Origin of the sequence: Polynucleobacter sp. AP-Kaivos-20-H2 (assembly GCF_018882215.1) — a bacterium.
In the GTDB taxonomy this organism is placed as follows: Bacteria; Pseudomonadota; Gammaproteobacteria; order Burkholderiales; family Burkholderiaceae; genus Polynucleobacter.
This window is the reverse complement of record NZ_JACVOX010000003.1, coordinates 23,803-43,419: the sequence shown is the minus strand read 5'-3', so window position 1 is coordinate 43,419 and position 19,617 is coordinate 23,803. Positions and strand designations below refer to the sequence as shown.

The 19,617-nt window shown below is 45.8% G+C and carries 22 protein-coding genes; 12 read left to right on the top strand and 10 right to left on the bottom strand.

Translation table 11 applies throughout. The features are described 5' to 3' along the window. Positions 1–15 precede the first annotated feature (15 nt). The 3 genes from gatB to gatC are packed head-to-tail and all read right to left on the bottom strand — an operon-like array spanning position 16 to position 3,292. Positions 16–1,485 carry an Asp-tRNA(Asn)/Glu-tRNA(Gln) amidotransferase subunit GatB gene (gene gatB, locus ICE89_RS08775; RefSeq protein WP_216265825.1) on the bottom strand — a complete coding sequence of 490 codons (1,470 nt, stop codon included), beginning with the start codon at positions 1,483–1,485 and terminating at the stop codon, positions 16–18. Next, positions 1,485–3,002, bottom strand: coding sequence for an Asp-tRNA(Asn)/Glu-tRNA(Gln) amidotransferase subunit GatA (gene gatA, locus ICE89_RS08770; RefSeq protein ID WP_216265614.1), 1,518 nt, complete (start codon positions 3,000–3,002; stop codon positions 1,485–1,487). Before gatA ends, gatB begins: the two co-directional genes overlap by 1 nt. After that, a complete protein-coding gene (gene gatC, locus ICE89_RS08765; protein WP_216265613.1) occupies positions 2,999–3,292 on the bottom strand; it encodes an Asp-tRNA(Asn)/Glu-tRNA(Gln) amidotransferase subunit GatC in 294 nt (97 codons plus the stop codon). The genes gatA and gatC overlap by 4 nt, the downstream gene beginning before the upstream one ends. A gap of 63 nt (positions 3,293–3,355) precedes the next feature. Between gatC and ICE89_RS08760 the strand changes: the two genes are divergently transcribed. Genes ICE89_RS08760 through rodA form a run of 5 tightly spaced genes read left to right on the top strand, consistent with a single transcriptional unit; the run spans position 3,356 to position 8,929 of the window. Then, positions 3,356–4,399 carry a rod shape-determining protein gene (locus ICE89_RS08760; RefSeq protein WP_216265612.1) on the top strand — a complete coding sequence of 348 codons (1,044 nt, stop codon included), beginning with the start codon at positions 3,356–3,358 and terminating at the stop codon, positions 4,397–4,399. A gap of 12 nt (positions 4,400–4,411) precedes the next feature. Next, positions 4,412–5,359: a rod shape-determining protein MreC gene (gene mreC / locus ICE89_RS08755; RefSeq protein ID WP_370625353.1), complete on the top strand. Its 948-nt coding sequence runs from the start codon at positions 4,412–4,414 to the stop codon at positions 5,357–5,359. Further along, complete coding sequence (gene mreD, locus ICE89_RS08750) at positions 5,356–5,880, top strand: rod shape-determining protein MreD (RefSeq protein ID WP_216265610.1); 525 nt, start codon at positions 5,356–5,358, stop codon at positions 5,878–5,880. Before mreC ends, mreD begins: the two co-directional genes overlap by 4 nt. Positions 5,881–5,888: 8 nt before the next feature. Then, positions 5,889–7,796, top strand: coding sequence for a penicillin-binding protein 2 (mrdA, locus tag ICE89_RS08745; protein WP_216265609.1), 1,908 nt, complete (start codon positions 5,889–5,891; stop codon positions 7,794–7,796). Beyond that, positions 7,778–8,929 (top strand): rod shape-determining protein RodA, encoded by a 1,152-nt coding sequence (gene rodA / locus ICE89_RS08740; RefSeq protein WP_216265608.1) that lies wholly within the window; start codon positions 7,778–7,780, stop codon positions 8,927–8,929. Before mrdA ends, rodA begins: the two co-directional genes overlap by 19 nt. Before the next feature lie 89 nt (positions 8,930–9,018). Here rodA and ICE89_RS08735 read toward each other — a convergent pair whose 3' ends face one another. The 3 genes from ICE89_RS08735 to ICE89_RS08725 all read right to left on the bottom strand — a co-directional run bounded on the left by ICE89_RS08735 (position 9,019) and on the right by ICE89_RS08725 (position 10,194). Then, positions 9,019–9,339, bottom strand: coding sequence for an HU family DNA-binding protein (locus tag ICE89_RS08735; protein WP_011903860.1), 321 nt, complete (start codon positions 9,337–9,339; stop codon positions 9,019–9,021). A 77-nt stretch (positions 9,340–9,416) separates the two neighbouring features. Then, a complete protein-coding gene (locus ICE89_RS08730; protein ID WP_215360481.1) occupies positions 9,417–9,782 on the bottom strand; it encodes a hypothetical protein in 366 nt (121 codons plus the stop codon). A 115-nt stretch (positions 9,783–9,897) separates the two neighbouring features. Then, positions 9,898–10,194: a DUF167 domain-containing protein gene (locus ICE89_RS08725; RefSeq protein ID WP_215358763.1), complete on the bottom strand. Its 297-nt coding sequence runs from the start codon at positions 10,192–10,194 to the stop codon at positions 9,898–9,900. 22 nt (positions 10,195–10,216) lie between these two features. On the opposite strand from ICE89_RS08725, the gene can reads away from it, so the two are divergent. From can to ICE89_RS08705, 4 genes are read left to right on the top strand one after another with little or no spacing between them, the layout of a single operon-like run. Further along, positions 10,217–10,888: a carbonate dehydratase gene (gene can / locus ICE89_RS08720; RefSeq protein ID WP_216265607.1), complete on the top strand. Its 672-nt coding sequence runs from the start codon at positions 10,217–10,219 to the stop codon at positions 10,886–10,888. A 1-nt stretch (position 10,889) separates the two neighbouring features. Next, a complete protein-coding gene (locus tag ICE89_RS08715; RefSeq protein WP_216265606.1) occupies positions 10,890–11,789 on the top strand; it encodes a lipid A biosynthesis acyltransferase in 900 nt (299 codons plus the stop codon). A 25-nt stretch (positions 11,790–11,814) separates the two neighbouring features. Beyond that, positions 11,815–12,567: a metallophosphoesterase gene (locus tag ICE89_RS08710; RefSeq protein ID WP_216265605.1), complete on the top strand. Its 753-nt coding sequence runs from the start codon at positions 11,815–11,817 to the stop codon at positions 12,565–12,567. Between the two features lie 3 nt (positions 12,568–12,570). Next, complete coding sequence (locus ICE89_RS08705; RefSeq protein WP_216265604.1) at positions 12,571–13,989, top strand: protein kinase; 1,419 nt, start codon at positions 12,571–12,573, stop codon at positions 13,987–13,989. A 3-nt stretch (positions 13,990–13,992) separates the two neighbouring features. On the opposite strand, the gene ICE89_RS08700 is transcribed toward ICE89_RS08705, so the two are convergent. After that, positions 13,993–15,321, bottom strand: coding sequence for a dicarboxylate/amino acid:cation symporter (locus ICE89_RS08700; RefSeq protein WP_216265603.1), 1,329 nt, complete (start codon positions 15,319–15,321; stop codon positions 13,993–13,995). Positions 15,322–15,421: 100 nt separating this feature from the next. On the opposite strand from ICE89_RS08700, the gene ICE89_RS08695 reads away from it, so the two are divergent. Together ICE89_RS08695 and ICE89_RS08690 are read left to right on the top strand one after the other, a co-directional pair. Beyond that, complete coding sequence (locus ICE89_RS08695; protein ID WP_216265602.1) at positions 15,422–16,159, top strand: pseudouridine synthase; 738 nt, start codon at positions 15,422–15,424, stop codon at positions 16,157–16,159. A 58-nt stretch (positions 16,160–16,217) separates the two neighbouring features. Next, positions 16,218–17,846, top strand: a complete 1,629-nt coding sequence (locus tag ICE89_RS08690; protein ID WP_216265824.1) for a peptide chain release factor 3 — start codon at positions 16,218–16,220, stop codon at positions 17,844–17,846. Positions 17,847–17,868: 22 nt separating this feature from the next. On the opposite strand, the gene ICE89_RS08685 is transcribed toward ICE89_RS08690, so the two are convergent. Together ICE89_RS08685 and ICE89_RS08680 are read right to left on the bottom strand one after the other, a co-directional pair. Continuing rightward, positions 17,869–18,114: a hypothetical protein gene (locus ICE89_RS08685; RefSeq protein WP_216265601.1), complete on the bottom strand. Its 246-nt coding sequence runs from the start codon at positions 18,112–18,114 to the stop codon at positions 17,869–17,871. A gap of 22 nt (positions 18,115–18,136) precedes the next feature. Further along, on the bottom strand, positions 18,137–18,337 hold the full coding sequence (locus ICE89_RS08680; RefSeq protein WP_255558808.1) for a DUF2798 domain-containing protein: 201 nt from the start codon (positions 18,335–18,337) through the stop codon (positions 18,137–18,139). Positions 18,338–18,501: 164 nt separating this feature from the next. Between ICE89_RS08680 and ICE89_RS08675 the strand changes: the two genes are divergently transcribed. Beyond that, complete coding sequence (locus tag ICE89_RS08675; RefSeq protein WP_216265599.1) at positions 18,502–18,684, top strand: hypothetical protein; 183 nt, start codon at positions 18,502–18,504, stop codon at positions 18,682–18,684. Between the two features lie 53 nt (positions 18,685–18,737). Here the strand turns inward: ICE89_RS08675 and ICE89_RS08670 are convergent, their stop codons facing one another. Continuing rightward, on the bottom strand, positions 18,738–19,610 hold the full coding sequence (locus ICE89_RS08670; protein ID WP_370624861.1) for a DMT family transporter: 873 nt from the start codon (positions 19,608–19,610) through the stop codon (positions 18,738–18,740). Positions 19,611–19,617 lie beyond the last annotated feature (7 nt).

Genomic DNA, 19,617 nt, shown 5'->3' with positions numbered 1-19,617 from the left:
AAATATGTTCTTTAGTTAACTAAGCTTTTTACGCAAGAGTTCGTTTACCTGACCAGGGTTTGCTTTGCCTTGCGAGGCTTTCATGATCTGGCCAACGAGAGCGTTAAATGCCTTCTCTTTGCCCGAGCGGAACTCTTCAACCGATTTCTGGTTAGCAGTCAACACCTGATCAATGATGGCCTCAATAGCACCGCTATCACTAATCTGTTTCAGCCCTTTGGCGTCAATGACTTGATCAACGGTACTGATAGCTTTGCCTACAATCGCCTCCTCCCAAAGAATGGCAAAGATATCTTTAGCAATCTTGTTAGAAATAGTGCCATCTGCCACACGCGTTAGTAATGGCGCTAAATGCTCCGCTTTTAACGGCGCGGCAGCTGCAGCAATACCTGCACGATTTAAGGAGGAAGCAAATTCTCCGGCAATTAAATTGGCTGCGGCTTTTGCCAATGGCTTACCTACGATTACCAACAATGCTTCAAATACTTTTGCTGTGTCGCGATCTTGCGTGAGCAACTGCGTATCGTAAGCGCTTAAACCAAACTCGGTTTGCCATTGCTCCCGTAATTGGGCTGGCAGCGCAGGCATCTTACTGCGGACATCTGCAATCCATGCATCATCAATCACAACGGGCAATAAGTCAGGATCGGGGAAGTAGCGATAGTCATTAGCATCTTCTTTACTGCGCATACTGCGGGTTTCTTGCCGATCGGGATCGTAAAGTCGGGTTTCTTGAACAACGGTACCACCATCCTCAATCAATTCGATTTGACGACGCACTTCGTACTGAATGGCCTCTTCCAAAAAGCGGAAGGAGTTCAAGTTTTTGATTTCGCAGCGGGTACCAAATTCAGCCTGGCCTTTGGGACGAACTGAAACGTTCGCATCACAACGGAAAGAGCCTTCTTGCATATTGCCGTCACAAACCCCAAGCCACACAACCAATCCATGCAAAGCCTTAGCATAAGCAACGGCCTCAGCAGCGCTGCGCATGACTGGCTCTGTCACGATCTCGAGGAGTGGTGTACCTGCGCGGTTCAGATCAATCCCACTAGAAGGTTCGCCATGAGGGCCTTTAAAGCCCTCTTCATGGACGGATTTACCAGCATCCTCTTCCATGTGGGCGCGAGTCAATTCAACTACTTTTATTTCATCCCCGACCAAGATCTCAAGATGACCGCCAACAACCACCGGGATCTCCATCTGGCTGATTTGATAGCCCTTAGGTAGATCGGGATAAAAATAATTTTTGCGGGCAAAGATACTTGCTGGCGAAATCTTCGCATTCACTGCCACACCAAAACGAATGGCATGCTCAACAGCCTGACGATTAAGCACGGGCAAAACACCAGGTAGCGCTAAATCCACTGCGCATGCTTGCGTGTTTGGGGCTGCACCAAAGCGTGTACTTGCCCCACTAAAAATCTTGGATTGAGTTTGTAGCTGAGCGTGGGTCTCTAGACCAATGACAACTTCCCATTGCATCATGCCACCTCGCTTGCTGGACGCAAATGCCAATCGCTGGCTTGCTGATATTGATGTGCCACTTGCAACAAGCGCGCTTCAGAAAAATAATTGCCAATGAGTTGCATGCCAATAGGTAAATTATTTCCATTAAATCCACATGGGATACTCATCGCTGGTAAACCTGCCAAGTTTGTAGAAAGCGTATAAATATCTTCTAGATACATTTGCACAGGATCTTTTGATTTTTCGCCCAAGCGCCAAGCCACATCAGGGGCTACAGGCCCCAGGATGACATCGCACTGATTGAATGCAGCTTGAAAGTCTGCCGCAATAATGCGACGAATTTTTTGTGCCTGCAGGTAATAAGCATCATAGTAACCATGGCAAAGAACATACGTTCCAATCATGATTCGGCGCTTAACTTCGGCACCAAAACCTTCGGTACGTGACTTGGCATACATATCATTGAGATCACGATACTCATTGGCACGATACCCATAACGCACACCATCAAAGCGACTCAAGTTACTCGATGCTTCTGCTGGCGCTAAAACGTAATACACCGGTATGGATAACTTAGTTTTTGGCAAACTCACTTCAACTAACGATGCACCTAAGTTTTCTAAAAGCTTGGCTGCTTCATTAACAGATTTCGCTACATCACTCGCCAAACCTTCAGCAAAGAATTCTTTTGGCAAACCAACACGCAAACCTTCTAATGGTTTCGCAGAATCAGAATTGCCCTCTTTCCAATTCTGATTAAGGTAGCGACCATAGTCTTCTCCCGAATCAGCCAAAGAGGTGGAGTCGCGCGGATCGTGCGAAGACATTGCGGATAGTAACAGTGCGCAATCTTCCGCTGTCTTACCCATCGGGCCAGCTTGATCGAGCGAAGAGGCGTAGGCAATCATGCCGTAACGAGATACGCGCCCATAACTCGGCTTAATGCCGGTTAATCCACAAAATGCGGCTGGCTGACGGATTGAGCCGCCTGTATCTGTGCCGGTAGCGATCGGAGCCAAACCAGCGGCTACAGCTGCTGCCGAGCCGCCCGATGAACCGCCAGCCACGTGGGCAGAATTCCATGGATTTAGAACAGGGCCATAGGCAGAGTTCTCATTAGACGAGCCCATCGCGAACTCGTCCATATTGGTTTTACCCAAACAAACCATGCCAGCGCCATGAGGATTGTTTTCATCAGGAATTCCCAGATTGGCAACCACCGTGGCATCAAAAGGACTTTGATATCCAGCCAAAATTTTGGATGCCGCAGTGGACTTCCAGCCACGCGTTACAAAGACATCTTTGTGGGCAACGGGAATGCCCGTCAACTTGCCAGCTTTTCCAGATGAAATAAGCTGATCTGCTTTATTTGATTCCTCTAAGCTTAAGTGAGCATTCACATCAAGGTATGCATTCCACTGTTTTCCAGCCTCAATACGATCCAAAAAGTACTGGGTTAACTCCTTGCTGGAGACCTCTTTTGCAGCCAATGCTTTTGCCATCAAAGCGATAGGGGTGTTGTGCCAACTCATTCGATCACCTTTGGCACCAAGAAATAGCCGTCATGCTTTGCAGGGGCCGATTGCATGTTTTCGGCACGATGGTCTGATTCAGTAACCTGGTCAACACGCATGGGTTGGGCCAAATCACGCAAAAAGAGGATCGGGTGAGCCAATGGCTCAAGACCAGTTGTATCAACGGCCTGCATTTCCTCAACCAAGGAAAAAATGGCCTGCAATTGAGGCAAAACTGCCTCAGCTTCTGCCTGGTTTAACTCAAGCCTAGATAGGTGCGCAATGCGCAGGACATCATCAAGTTTCATGGGACAAGAGTATCATTCTTATATATTTTTACTAACACTTTCTATTTACAACTACATCACATCATGTTTAGTTTTTTCCGCAGCTACTTTTCCAATGACCTAGCCATCGACCTGGGAACCGCTAACACCTTAATTTATATGCGTGAGCGAGGCATTGTCCTCGACGAGCCCTCTGTAGTAGCAATTCGCCAAGAAGGCGGCCCAAACGGTAAAAAAACCATTTTGGCAGTTGGTAAAGAGGCAAAAGCGATGTTAGGGCGCGTTCCGGGAAATATTGAGGCTATTCGCCCAATGAAAGACGGCGTTATCGCCGACTTCACAATTACAGAACAAATGCTCAAGCAATTTATCAAGCTTGTGCACGAAAGCAAATTATTAAAGCCTAGCCCACGCATCATCATTTGTGTTCCTTGTGGCTCTACTCAAGTTGAACGTCGTGCGATTCGCGAATCTGCATTGGGTGCTGGCGCATCACAAGTATTTTTAATTGAAGAACCAATGGCTGCTGCAATTGGTTCTGGCCTGCCAGTTTCAGAGGCTGCTGGTTCGATGGTGGTTGATATCGGCGGTGGCACAACTGAAGTCGGCGTGATGTCATTGGGCGGCATGGTTTACAAAGGTTCTGTTCGGGTTGGTGGTGATAAGTTTGATGAAGCCATTACCAATTACATTCGCCGTAACTATGGCATCTTGATTGGCGAACAAACTGCTGAATTAATCAAGAAAACAATTGGCTCTGCTTTTCCTGGCACTGAAGCACGCGAAATGGAAGTAAAAGGTCGTAATCTTTCAGAAGGTATTCCACGTAGCTTCACTGTGACTAGCAATGAAATTCTGGAGGCTTTAACTGATCCGTTGAATCAGATTGTGACCGCAGTTAAAGCAGCCCTTGAGCAGATTCCACCTGAGTTGGCGTCAGATATTGCCGAGCGCGGCATGATGCTTACAGGCGGTGGCGCCTTATTGCGCGACCTCGACCGTCTCTTGATAGAAGAAACTAGCTTGCCAATTCATGTTGCTGAAGATCCATTAACTTGCGTGGCTCGTGGTTGCGGTATCGCACTAGAGCGCATGGATAAGTTAGGTGGAGTGTTCTCGCACGAGTAAGCGACATACACGTTGGCTAGGGAATTGCAACATAGCACTCCACCACTTTTCAGACAGGGCATTCCGGCCTTACTTAAACTGATTGTCTGTCTGTCGATCAGCATCGCTCTAATGCTGATCGATTTTCGTTTCAAAGCACTCGACCCCATTCGCAACAACGTCAATTGGATTTTGCGTCCACTTGAATATGTCATGATGGCGCCGCGCAATGCCTTTGAAGCAACGTCTGAGTATTTCACAACCAGATCGACTCTTGATCAAGAAAACCAAGTAATGAAAGTGCGTCAAGCAGAGCTCTCTTTGCTGGCAAATCAATCTGAATTTTTGATGGTGGAAAACCAAAACCTGCGCGAGCTTATGACCTTGCAAAAACAGGTTCCATTCAAAACATTGCCGGTAGAAATTCTGTTTAACCCACCCAATCCAATTTCACAACGAATCGTAATCAATCGCGGCAGTAATGACGGCCTAAAGCTTGGCAACCCGATTGCCAATGATTCCGGGATTTTGGGCCAAGTGGTCCGTCTCTATGAGCGCTCTGCCGAGGTTTCCCTGTTGGAGGACCGTGATTTTGCGGTTCCAGTCCAAGTGGCCCGCAATGGCCTTCGCGCAGCCGTATTTGGCGCAGGGCGCGGCAACCCACTGGAACTTCGCTATTTACCGGTAGCCAGCGATTTGGAAGTTGGCGATATTTTGCTAACCTCAGGCATTGATGGTGTTTATCCCCCAGGATTCGCAGTGGCAGTGATTAGCAAGATTGAGCGCAATGTTGATAAGAACTCCTCAAACGTATTTTGTGTTCCTGTTGCAGCAGTAAATCGCTATCGTCAAGCGCTTGCATTTTTGTATGACCCGCAGTTTGACGCTAAAGCGGCAACTGTGAACAACAAATCGACTTCTGATGCGCCACTCAGCAATACGCCTGGCAGACGCCAAACTCGCGCGCGAGGCATGCAATGATCGATTTCCAGAGCGGCTATATTCTGCGCCCGGTTAATCCGGTCTTTATTTATTTCAGCCTATTTTGTGCGCTGCTATTAAACCTATTACCCATTGGCAATTTCGGCTGGGTGCCAGATTGGTTAATCCTGTGTATTGTGTTTTGGAATATTCATCAGCATCGTTATGTCAGCGTCTTCATCGCCTTCATTTTGGGCTTGATGATGGATGTACATAATTCTGATTTATTAGGGTTGCACGCTTTTAGTTATTCCCTAGTCGCATACCTTGCTATCTCATGGCACAGGCGCATTCTGGCACTCACCGTTCTCTCGCAAGCGCTGCACCTACTTCCTATTTTCTTATTGGTATCGCTATTTCCTGTGCTGGCACACTGGCTGCTCAGCGGTGAACTCTATTGGTGGGCTTTAACAGGCGCGATTCAGGCTTTGATTGAAGCAATGCTTTGGCCGCTAGCTACCCGCATCTTGCTTGCGCCTCAACGTCGCCCTATAGATGTTGATCACAATCGACCCCTTTAAGAAGCGGCATGGTTTCTTTTAAAAAACCGGATCTCGACTCTTTTCAAGAGCGCATTCATATTGCAACTCTATTTGTCACGTTTTGCTTTTTACTACTTATCACCCGTCTTGTATGGCTACAACTAGTAAGCCACGGAAAATATGCTCTACTGGCTGAAAGCAATCGCATTGCCTTGGTTCCAGCGCCGGCAAATCGCGGGCTCATTATTGATCGTAATGGCATCGTTATTGGTCGAAATTATTCTGCCCTTACCTTGGATGTGAATGCTGAAGGAGTCAAAGGGAACGTAGATCAGCTCATCAATGATCTTTCTGAAATCGTTGCCATTTCGCCTCGGGATCGTCGCAATTTCAAGCGCTCCCTGGAGGATTCTCGCAATATGGGTACTTTTCCGCTGCGCTCTATGCTCAACGAGACCGAAACTGCCCGGTTTATGGCCAATCGTTACCGCTTTCCTGGGGTAGAAATCCGAGCTAGAAGCTTTCGGGAGTATCCATACAACGAATTAGCCTCCCACCTGATTGGCTATATTGGCCGCGTTTCGCAACGCGACAAAGAGCGCATGCAGACTGAAATTGAGGGCGCCAAGGCCGATGATCCAGATGCTTTACAGGCTTCTTTTTTACCTGGCATTCAGTACGTAGGTAAGATTGGTTTAGAGCAAAATTATGAAACTGTATTGCGCGGTGTGCCTGGTTACGATCAAGTAGAAATCACTGCGGGCGGTAAACCAGTGCGTACACTTTCTAGTTCTCCTTCAGTTCCCGGTAAAAATGTAGTTCTCTCAGTTGATATCAAGCTCCAATATTTAGTTGAGCAACTGTATGGAAATTTCCGCGGTGCATTTGTGGCGATTGAACCAAAAACGGGTGACGTATTGGCTTTTGTTTCTAAGCCCAACTTCAATCCGAATGATTTTGTGGAAGGCATTGATTCAGTTACCTGGAAAGAGCTCAATGACTCCCCCCAGAAGCCGCTTTATAACCGCCCATTGAAAGGAATCTATCCACCCGGATCTACTTACAAACCTTTCATGGCATTGGCGGCGTTGGAAAATAAAAAGCGCACACCATCACAAACAATTTCGGATCCTGGTTACTTTGACTTTGGTAACCATACCTTCCGCGACGATAAAAAAGGTGGTCACGGAATTGTCGATATGCAAAAGTCGATTGTTGAATCTTGTGACACGTATTACTACATGCTTGCCCGAGACATGGGCGTAAACATGATTGCCGATTTTATGAAGCCATTAGGCTTTGGTCAAATTACTGGTATCGATTTACAAGGCGAAGCAAGAGGTGTTTTGCCATCGACCGAGTGGAAGAAAAATACTTTCAAAAAACCTGAGCAGCAAAAGTGGTACGAGGGTGAAACTATTTCCTTGGGCATTGGACAGGGTTACAACGCTTTCACAATTTTGCAATTAGCTCATGCCATGGCAAACGTAGCTAATAACGGTATTGTGATGAAGCCTCACTTAGTCAAAGCTATTGAAGATCCATTTACTCGCAACAGAGTGCTGACAACCCCAAAAGAAAGTTATCGCATCGATCTCAATGCTGAGAATATTGAAGTAATCAAGAAGGCCATGGTCGAGGTTAATAACTCTGGCACATCTGCCACAGCATTTAAGGGCACTGGATATCAAGTTGGCGGAAAAACCGGAACTGCGCAGGTATTTAGTTTGAACTCCAAAGATTACAAACATGGATCCACAGCAGAATTTTTACGCGACCATGCCTTGTATATAGCATTTGCTCCAGCGGATAAGCCAACCATAGTAATTGCGATGGTTGTAGAGAACGCAGGCTTCGGCGCACAGTATGCCGCTCCGATTGCACGTCAAGCATTGGACTACTACATTGAGGGCAAGTGGCCCAAGGAGGTTCCTGAATGGAAAAGAGCCCCTTAATCAAAGTTAAAGGATTTTTCTCCAGTATCTTCGCTGGTTTAGACCGCCAGCTAGGCCTTATTTTGCTTGGCTTAGCGGCTGTTGGCTTTTTTACTTTTCTATCTGCAAGTCAAAATACTCCCGTACAAATTGCAGATGAATTGCGCAACCTCGCACTCTCATTTTTAGTGATGTGGATCGTTTCACGTATTCCACCTAAGTGGTTAGAGATGGGTGCAGTTTGGATTTATGGATTTGGTGTTGCCCTCTTAATCGCAGTAGCCGCATTCGGACTCATTAAAAAAGGTGCTCGTCGCTGGCTCAATATTGGAGTTGTCATTCAGCCATCCGAGATCATGAAGATTGCAATGCCACTCATGCTTGCTTGGTACTTTCAAAAGCGGGAAGGCATTCAAAAATCTTGGGACTATGGTGTTGCTGCCGTAATCTTAGCCATACCTGTTTTTTTAATTGCACGCCAACCAGACTTGGGAACGGCGTTACTCGTTTTTGCAGCAGGGCTTTACGTCATCATCTTAGCGGGCCTGCCGTGGAAATGGATACTGCCATTTGTTGGCTTGGGTGTTATTGGTATTTTGTTAATTATTATTTTTGGCAGCACTATTTGTGCCCATGATGTTGTGTGGCCATTTGTGCACGACTATCAAAAGCATCGCATATGCACTCTGCTAGATCCAACTAGCGACCCACTTGGTGAAGGCTTTCACACTATTCAATCCATGATTGCAATTGGCTCTGGCGGATTCTTTGGCAAAGGCTGGTTCCAAGGAACGCAAGCACATCTAGAATTCATTCCAGAAAAACATACTGACTTTGTCTTTGCAGTGTTCTCTGAGGAATTTGGTTTATTGGGCAACCTGGTATTGATTACCCTGTTCTTCGCTCTCATTAAAAGAGGTTTAGCGATCTCGGCGAGCGGGCCAAACCTATTTACTCGATTGTTAGGTGCGTCAGTGACTTTAATTTTCTTTACCTATGCATTTGTCAACATTGGTATGGTGAGTGGTCTCTTGCCGGTAGTTGGAGTGCCACTTCCATTTATTAGCTATGGTGGCACTGCATTAGTAACACTTGGATTTGGCGCAGGAATATTAATGAGTATCCATCGTCACCGTCGTTTAGTGCAAAGCTAACTCGGCGCAGTAATGCGGTTGATTGATGGAGGGTTTTGAAGGAATAAAAAAGCCCGGCATGCCGGGCTTTTTTATCAACTAAGGAAGAATTACTTCTTACGCTTGTTAACTGAATCTTTAAATGCTTTACCAGCAGAAAACTTAACAGTTTTTGCAGCAGCAATTTTGAGTGGCTCGCCAGTTTTTGGGTTACGACCCATACGTGCAGCGCGTTTGCCAGAAGCAAAAGTACCAAAGCCGATCAGTTGTACTGAGTCACCTTTAGTAACAGCTTTGATAATTGTGTCGATTGCAGAATTCAATGCGAATTCAGCTTTGGCTTTAGAAATCTCCGCGTCGTCAGCAATCGCTGCGATTAGTTCGGCTTTGTTCAAGTGAAGCTCCTTATAGATATTGATGTCAGCGCACATTACGCTTACATGATTTTAACCACAAAAAATTACAAAAATAAAGTTGCGTTACAGCAATTTTTTACTACGACTACAAATTACTCATCCAAAACGGTGATATCAGAAACAAAATACTCGGTATCGCCAAAACAGGTCGTTGGCAAACCAATGTGTTGCTCATACTTTAGAGCCACCTTTTTACCTAAATTAGCATTTATTTTTTGCGCCACAGCATCCTCACGCACCGTAAAGAGGAATTTTTCTGACATTGTGCCCGGCATAGAAACCATGGCCAATTCGCCTTCCCAAGTTTTGCAAATGTAGCCGCGATTAGAAAATTTCTGCACATACCCTGCGCGCTCACCACTTCCATAACTCCAAGTTAGCATTCCCCAAGTATAGACTGAAATACCGACTAACCCAATTAAAACAAGGCTTAAGAGCCACTTTATAAAGCTATTCATAAGATCATCCTTAGCAAAACTCTACATAAACCCTAAGCAGGTTTTCAAACCCTCTGCTAGAAGTATATGAGCATCCGAGCATAAAAAAATGGTCAATTTATAGCCGACCTTTAAATCAAGGGCTCAACAACTGCACAATTTGCTCGGGACTGATAGGTCCCCAAATTTCCACTCGTTTCTTGCGGCTATTTTGACCAGAAACGAATTGAATCTGTTTTTGAGGCACTCTTAATTGCTTAGAGAGCCAAGCCAATAAGAGCTCATTCGCTTTATTTTCAAGGGCAGGCGCCTGTAGAGAAATTTTTAAGCAGCCATCATGCAGGCCAACAACCTTAGTCACCTTAGCTCCTGGCTGGCAATGTAAATTTAAGGTAATTCCGGTGGGGGTTTGTTTTAACCAATTGGGCGTCATTAAAGTACTTTAAACTGAAAGCATGACGATGAAGAATTCTTTAGCGCTAGAGCAGCTATTTGCCAATAATCGCACCTGGGCCGAAATCATGGTGGCAAAGGATGCCAATTTCTTTAAGCGCCTTGTTTCTCAACAAGCCCCTGAATATCTGTGGATTGGCTGCTCTGATAGCCGAGTGCCGGCGAATGATATTGTGAACTTGTTGCCTGGTGAGTTATTCGTTCACCGAAATGTTGCAAACGTAGTTGTTCACACTGATTTGAATTGCTTGTCTGTTATTCAGTTTGCGATTGATTTGCTGAAGGTAAAACATATATTAGTAGTGGGCCACTACGGCTGCTCTGGTGTTCATGCAGCGCTAGCCGATAGGCGAGTTGGCTTAGCCGACAACTGGTTGCGTCACGTTAAGGATGTGCACCAAAAACATGAGCGTTATTTAGGCGATGCTATTCCAACCCCTAAGCGTCAAGATCGCCTTTGCGAACTCAATGTCATTGAGCAAGTAGTTAACGTATGCGAAACAACCATCGTGCAAGATGCTTGGGCACGCGGGCAAGATCTCACTGTTCATGGCTGGGCTTATCGTCTTGAAACTGGCCTAGTAAATGATTTGGGAATGTCGAGCAGCTCTATTGAAGAAATGGCAGAGCGGTATACCAAATCTGTAAAACGTTACGAATCAGAGCAAAACTAATTTGCTGAAGTCTTTTTCCAATCAAGCAGTCGTCGTTCTACTCAAGCTTCTTGCCCTCTTGCCCTATAGGCTTCTGGTTGCAATAGGTTACGGCCTTGGATTTATTGCGGCTCGAATTCCTAGCGATAGAAATCGAGTGGTCAAAACAAATCTCCACTTATGCTTTCCAAGCTTAAGTCCGACTGAAATCGACGATCTTGCCAAAGAGCATTGGCGATTGCTTGGACGCAGTCTGGTAGAGAAAAGCATTATTTGGTGCGGCAGCTCTAAACAACTGAGCAATATGATTGAGGTGAAATCAGCAGTTGACCTCTCTAGCAGAAAACCACGCATCTTAGTAAACATGCATTTCACAGGAATTGAGGGCAGCATTATTTTGAGCGCGCTCTCTAAAACAAAACATTGGCCGCGCACTTCAGGATTTTTTCAGAGAATGAAGAATCCATTCTTTAATAAACGAATTGTGGAATGGCGCAATCGTTTTGGTGGGAATTCAATTGATCGCCAAGGCAATGCAAAGGCGATCATTCGAGAAATTCGCAATGGCGACTTCATCATCATTGCGCCGGATCTTGATTTGGGTCTTAAGGATTCTGAATTTGTGCCATTTTTTGGAATTCAAACAAATACCATCACCACCATTTCTCGCTTAGCAAAAATTACTGGCGCCGACGTATGCTTGATGACCACCACATTAAAAGCAGATGAATCAGGTTACCTTTGCAAAATTGGGAAGCCTTTAGAGAATTTTCCTGGGGCAGACCCCAAGTCTGACACCGCACGCCTTAATCAATGCTTTGAGGAAGAAATTCGACTTCGGCCGGCCGAATACTACTGGGTTCACAAGCGCTTTAAAAATCGCCCAGATAATGATCCGAGTCCCTATAACCCTTCTATCTAGGGGCCTTTTGTCCTATCATTAAGGGATGACTGAACGTATTGGGCTATTTGCCGATCTCCACAGCAATTTAGAAGCTTTTGATGCCTGCATGGCTCGTGCCGAAGAACTTGGCGTTACTCGCATGGTGTTTCTGGGTGACCTCGTGGGCTATAACGCTGATCCTGTTGCGCTGCTTGATCGCATTGCCACACTCGTAGAAAACAAAAAAGCGATTGCCCTTCTTGGCAACCATGATGAGGCTGTTTTTAAGGATAGCCGCAATCAAATGAACGCCAGCGCCAATGCCGCCATTGAGTGGACTAAATCTCAACTCAATAATGATCATGTAGATTTCCTTAAAAATCTTCCCCTGATGGTTCAAGAAGATCAGATTTGTTTTGTGCATGCCTCTGCTTACAATCCAGCCGAGTGGAATTACATTACTGACAGCATGAGTGCATGGCGCTGTGTACAAAGCTCTGGAAAAAATTACACTTTTGTTGGGCATGCCCACGAGCAGGCGCTTTTTTATCAAAGCGCTGTTGGAAAACTCATTCGATTTGCACCACACCCTGGTGATGAAATTCCGGTACTACCTCATCGCCAATGGGCAGGTGTTGTTGGCTCTCTTGGTCAACCTAGAGATGGCAATCCAGAGGCCTGCTTTGCTGTTTTTGAGCCCGCTTCAGAAGCCCTTACATTTCATCGTACGCCCTACGATCACTACACTGCCGCAGAGAAAGTACGTCGCGCTGGCCTGCCAGAAGACCTGGCAAACCGCCTCATCACCGGCAAATAAATAATGCCCATAAATACCGACATTCAAGCAGTAGACGATATATTTCAAGAAGGTAAAGTAGTAGATGGATTTGTTTTAGGCAAGGAAGTTCACCGCGGCGGAATGGCCAGTCTTTTTTCAGCAACTAAAGAGGGAATAGATGTCCCTATCTTGCTGAAAATCCCGCGCGTTGGCAGAGATCAACCAGTTGAAAGTTTGATCGGCTTTGAAACCGAACTTACTATCTTGCGCTCCCTAAAAAGTCCTTACGTTCCTCAATATTTAGGTTCAGGCAACATGGCCACGCGCCCTTATATTGCAATGGAAAGAGTTGAGGGCCGGCCATTAGAGGATTACATCAAGGAAGGCAAAGTATTTACGATTGATGAGGTAGTTCGCATTGGGGCAGATTTAGCGCAAGCTGTTCAATCACTGCACTCACAAGATGCCATTCACCTAGATGTCAAGCCTGAAAATATTTTGATTGATGAGAGGGGGAAGTTAACACTCATTGATTTTGGTTTGTCGCACCACGCTCGATACCCGGACTTGCTTGCAGAAGAGATGCGCAAAGGTATCGGCTCTGCACCTTATATTTCTCCTGAACAAGTGGCCGGCATTCGCTCTGATTCGCGCAGTGATATTTTTTCTATTGGCGTGATCATGTACGAGCTGCTGACTGGCGAACTGCCCTTTGGTAACCCTCAAACCATGAGTGGACTAAGAAAACGAATGTGGGCAGAACCCTTTCCTCCACGTGCTATTCGTAGAGAAATTCCTCGCTGGTTACAAGAAGTAGTTCTGAGATGTCTGGAGCCACGCGCCGCCGATCGCTATCAGGGTGCTGCGCGTTTACGTCAAGTATTGCGTGATCCCGAGGGCGTTACGCTGACCGAGCGTGCCGAACGTGTTGAGCCACCTAGCTTTTGGGAAAACCTCAAAGGCATGTTCAAAGCCGCTGGTTACGAGCCCTCTCCCAGTCCCCGGCCCAGTATGGGCAACTTTGACGCGCCCCTGATGATTGCCGCGATAGATACTCGTCAGTCTGATGAAGCCTTGCGTGAGCGCATGCAAATTACAGCAAAAAATTTATTACAGGCCTATCCTGAAAGTCGCCTAATTTGCTTGAGCACGATTGCCAGTACGCCAACCTATGAAGGCAATCATGAAAGCCAAACTGCTAGCGGCATTGTCCGCGGCCACCTAGTGCAACTGATGGAGTGGGCTAAACCACTCAAATTACCGCCCGAAAGAATTTCTTATCACGTACTTGAGGCGCTTGATCCCGCCTCTCGAATCGTTGAATTTGCCAAAGATAATGATGCGTCCCTCATTTTGATTGGAGCATCACATAAGCTACCTAATAAGGTAACACCTTGGAGAACCTCGATGACCAAAATCGTTGAAGAGGCTCCCTGTAGCGTTCATATTGTGCGCACTTAAATATCAGCGCATTTTGTCTTGCTTTTGATCCAAGATCAATTCTGGCTCCTGTGCCTCAATCCAATTGTCGCGATTGAGCACGCTAGTTAACTGCTTTTGATCAAGCTCGCCAGTCCACTTGGCAACCACAATCGTAGCCACACCATTACCTACCAAATTTGTAAGTGCTCGCGCCTCAGACATAAAGCGGTCAATGCCCAAGATAATTGCCAAACCAGCAACCGGAACATCTCCAACAGCAGAAAGGGTGGCTGCCAAAACAATAAAACCGCTTCCAGTTACGCCTGCCGCACCCTTAGATGTAAGCAACAGTACTAGCAACAGCGTGACCTCCTGCATCAGTGTCATCGGCGTATTGGTTGCTTGCGCGATAAATACTGCGGCCATTGTTAAATAAATAGAGGTGCCATCTAAATTGAATGAATAACCTGTTGGAATAACGAGACCAACACAAGTTTTCTTGGCGCCCAACAGCTCCATTTTTTCCATCATACGTGGCAAGACGGATTCGGATGATGAAGTTCCCAAAACAATTAACAACTCTTCTTTAATGTAGCGCACGAATTTAAAAATATTGAATCCATTAATTCGCGCAATAATCCCTAAGACAATAAACACAAAGAGCAAGCAGGTTAGATAAAACGAGCCCATGAGTTTGCCCAATGAGAACAAAGAACCAATGCCGTATTTGCCAATAGTGAATGACATTGCGCCAAATGCGCCAATAGGCGCGAACTTCATAATCACACCAATCATGTCAAAGAGAACATGGGATGTTTTTTCAATTAAGTCGAACACCATGGTTCCGCGACCACCGAACTTATGCAATGCAAATCCAAACAAAATTGCAATGAAAAGGACCTGCAAAATTTCACCCTTAGCAAATGCATCAACCGCACTGCTCGGGATAATATTCATTAAGAAATCCGTAGTGGTGCCCATTTTTCCGGGCCCGGTATACGCAGCAATTCCTTTGGTGTCTAAGCTTGCTGGATCGATATTCATGCCTGCGCCAGGCTGAAGCACATTCACCACAACCAAGCCGACCATCAATGCAATGGTGCTCACAATCTCAAAGTACAACAGTGCTAGTCCGCCAGTTTTGCCCACCTTCTTCATGTCTTCCATGCCGGCAATACCCAAAACCACTGTACAGAAAATAATAGGGGCAATTAACATCTTGATGCCTTTAATGAAGGCATCCCCAAATGGCTTCATTTCTGTACCCAAGCTTGGGTAAAAATGACCCAGTAAAACACCAATTACAACGGCTGTAAGTACTTGAAAATAAAGGATTTTATAGATTGGTAGTTTTTTAAATGTATCGGTCATTTGGTCATCCTTTATTAAATTATGCGCAGGCTTTTTTATTTCGTCTGCCCCCATATTAACTTCAGGCCAATATTTAGCCCCAATATCGGATAATGCAAGCATGGAAGAAAAAGTACGCGTCTCAAAATTACTCTCTGAGCTTGGCCTTTGCTCCCGTCGTGAAGCTGATTCATATATTGAGCAAGGTTTAGTCACAGTAGATGGCGAAGTGGTAAATGAATTAGGTGTTCGCGCCTACCGTCATCAAAAAATTGAGTTGCAATCTGGCGCCAAAGCACAGCAAGCCTCTCGCATTACCGTTATTCTGAATAAACCCGTTGGCTATATTTCTCACTATGACGATGAGCAGGAATATCAACCAGCGGCCTCTTTGATTACCCCTGAAAATTACTTTGCCAGTCCGCTTGATAAAGGTAGAAGCCCTCGCTTTAACACCAAAGGGCTAGCGCCAGCAGGCAGGCTAGATATTGACTCCACAGGCATGCTAGTGCTTACTCAAGATGGTCGCATTGCCAAATTATTGATTGGCGAAAATAGCCCCGTTGAAAAAGAATACTTAGTACGCGTAGAGGGGGCTCTCTCTTTCGAAGATTTAGATCGCTTAAAACATGGTCTCTCTCTTGATGGAGTAGAACTCAAACCTGCACAAATTAGCTGGCAGAATGAAGATCAATTACGCTTTGTATTGCGCGAAGGGCGTAAGCGCCAAATCCGTCGGATGTGTGAGATGGTGGGCCTCAAAGTGATAGGCCTCAAACGCGTCAGAATGGGTCGCATCTCATTGGGACCGCTTCCTCCTGGGCAATGGCGCTACGTAGGGGCTCATGAGCAGTTCTGAAGTGCATTGGCATGCTTATAATTGCCTCCGAACCTAGATTACTCAACGCAGAATTACCATCGAAACTCTTACCTCCAGCACTCCAGGCGCAGAAGTACTTAGACGTCGCAGCTTTGCGATCATCTCTCACCCAGATGCGGGTAAAACTACGCTTACAGAAAAGTTACTGCTGTATGCGGGAGCTATTCAGATTGCAGGAAGTGTCAAGGCACGCAAAGCCAGCCGTCATGCAACATCTGACTGGATGGAAATTGAAAAGCAGCGCGGCATCTCTGTAGCAAGCTCGGTAATGCAAATGGAGTACCGCGATTGCATCATTAACTTATTAGATACACCCGGTCACCAAGACTTTTCAGAGGACACCTATCGTGTGTTGACTGCGGTTGACTCCGCTCTCATGGTGATTGATGCTGCTAATGGTGTTGAATCTCAAACATTGCGCTTGCTTGAAGTTTGCCGTGCACGCAATACGCCTATCGTGACATTCATTAATAAGATGGACCGTGAGGTTAAGCCTCCAATGGAATTAATGGATGAGATTGAAACCGCACTTGGCATAGAAGTAGTGCCCTTCACTTGGCCAGTCGGCATGGGTAAATCCTTTGCTGGGGTGATTGATATCGCCAATGCTCGTATGCGCATGTTCAAAGCTGGCGAAGATCGCGTTACTGAAGACTCACATGCAGTGCTTGATATTAATGATCCAGCCCTTAAAGAGCGTCTGGGTACAGACTTAGAAAATGCCCTAGCTGAAGTGGAGCTCATCAAAGAAGCAATGCCAGCCTTTGATCTCGAAGCCTTTCTGGCTGGCCGGCAGTCACCGGTTTTTTTTGGCTCGGCCATCAATAACTTTGGTGTACGCGAGATTCTCAATACATTAGTAGAGCTCGCACCGTCGCCAGGCTCGCGCAAAGCCTTGCAACGCGAGGTCAGTCCTGCAGAGAACAAATTCTCAGCTGTTGTGTTCAAGATTCAGGCCAACATGGATCCTGCACATCGTGACCGTGTGGCTTTTTTACGTATCTGTTCTGGCCATTTTCAGCGCGGCATGAAACTCAAGATTTGTCGCAATGGCAAAGAAGTGCGAACCAACAATGCACTATCTTTCCTATCCCAAAGACGGGATATTTTGGATGAGGCTTTTCCAGGCGACATCATCGGTTTGCCAAATCATGGCTTGCTGCGCTTGGGCGACACCTTAACTGAAGGTGAGCAATTGCAATTTACGGGGCTCCCATTCTTTGCACCAGAAATTTTCCGCATGGTTGAATCTGCCGATCCTTTGCGCTCTAAACAATTACGCACTGGACTGATGCAATTGGGTGAAGAGGGCGCTATTCAGGTCTTTAGGCCAATGGCGGGTGGCACCATGCTACTTGGCGCTTTTGGTCAACTTCAATTTGAAGTGGTAAGCCATCGACTCCAAACTGAATATGGCGCAGAAGTGCGTCTTTTGCCTGCTCGATACAGCTTGGCTCGTTGGGTTAGCTCAGATGATCCTGTTGCCCTGAAAAAATTTACTCAAGAAAATATCCACCGTATGGCAGAAGATGTAGTGGGCGCATCTGTTTTCTTGGCATCACATAAATCAGAACTGGATGTTGCCCAACAACGTTGGGAGTCTATTCAATTCCATGCCCTCAGAGAGCATGCTGGCTTAATTTATCAATCTGATTTGGCAGGCTAATTCGCCCAGCGGTTGCACTACATTAGCGTGTTGTTTTGCAATCAAAGACGGCAACCAACTGCGTATCACTACTTCTAAACGAGGCAATCTTGCCGAACTGCGCACAATAGGCACTTGCCTTTTGAGTTAATTGCTCAATTGATTCGCCGCTACTATTTAGAAAAGTAACGTGATTAGAATCTGATGCATCGGTATATACCGCAGCACAAGCGCTCAAAATAGATGCGCAACATATATTCAAAACAGAAGACTTCATCAATGCATTCATTTAATCATTCCTCATCCATAACTTAGGGCTTATTGAGGCCCAGTACATTCATAATCTTTGCAGTGATTTTGCTAGCAAATGGCCTGTAAATCAGAATACAAACAATAGCCACTGGGTAAGCTACCGACCAAACTTCAAACCATACCCAGAAGAAATTTTCTGCAAGACCAACACGAACAAATGTAGTGGCAAGCGTAATGCTTAAGGACATCAAAAAGCCCATAACGAGGGCAAAAACTAGATTGGGTAGATTGATCATGGCTACATCATAGCTTCTAGGCTTGTTAACTGTTATTCTGGACTGTGATCACTATTGTGCGCCCTAGACAGGGGAATCTCTTGAGAAAGTCTTTGAGATTCATCATTCCATTACTCTAGGAAAATTTCATGGCTGTAGGCCAAAATCAAAGAACCAGAAAAAACGACTCCATGCTCACTAAAACAGGAAAAGCGCGCTTAGGTCCCCTGAATACCGTTCAACTTACTAAGTTACTAGAATCGAGCACCAAACCCAAAGAGAAAAGCAAAATCTTGCGTGCACTCAGCAAACATAAAGTTGTTGCCGCATAATTAAAAAGGCCCCGTTCAATCGGGGCTTTTTAATTTGATGTTTACAAATAAAACTACGCTCTTTTTACCAGCATTCTTTTCCCAAGGATGACGGTAGATACAACGAGTACAGCAAAAATTAAATTCATCACCGTGAGTGAATCGCCCAATAAAACGCTTGCTGCTACTAGAGTGCAAAACGGCTGAATCAATTGCACTTGACTGACACGTGCAATACCGCCAATCGCAAGCCCCTCATACCAAAAGAAGAAGCCAAGAAACATGGGGAATAAACTCAGATAGACAAAGCTAGTCCATGCCACGGCACCCGCATGAATATAGTCTGGGCTATAGGTGAGCCAAGTCATCAAAATATTCAACGGTAATGAAATAACCAAGGCCCAAGAAATGACCGCGCGAGGATTCATTTTTCTGGAGAGCTCGCCACCCTCTACATAACCAATGCAAGCGCTGATTCCGCCAAGCACTAAAAGGCCATCAATATACGTAAAGCTGCCGGAGCTCTTCAATAGAGCGTACAGAATGACTAAACCAGCGCCCAATAAAGATACCAGCCAGAATCCCAAGGATGGGCGCTCTTTAAAGCGCAGTACTCCAATAACGGTGGTAGCAAGCGGCATCATCCCTAAAATCACTGCCCCGTGTGAAGATGAGCCTTGAGTCATAGCAACAGTAGTGAATATGGGAAAACCAAACACGACACCCAGAGCTATGACCACAAATTTCACAAAATCCACTTTAGTGGGTGTGCGCTCTTTTTTGTAAGCAAGGTAGGCCAGAGCAACCATCCCTGCTAAGGTTGCTCTGCCAAAAGCAATGAAATACGGATTAAAACTTAAAACGGCAATCTTACTGACTGGTAGCGTTAAGCTAAAAATTAGAATGCCGATAAAGCCAATCAGCATTCCCTTGCTTTCTTTATTCACCGTTACC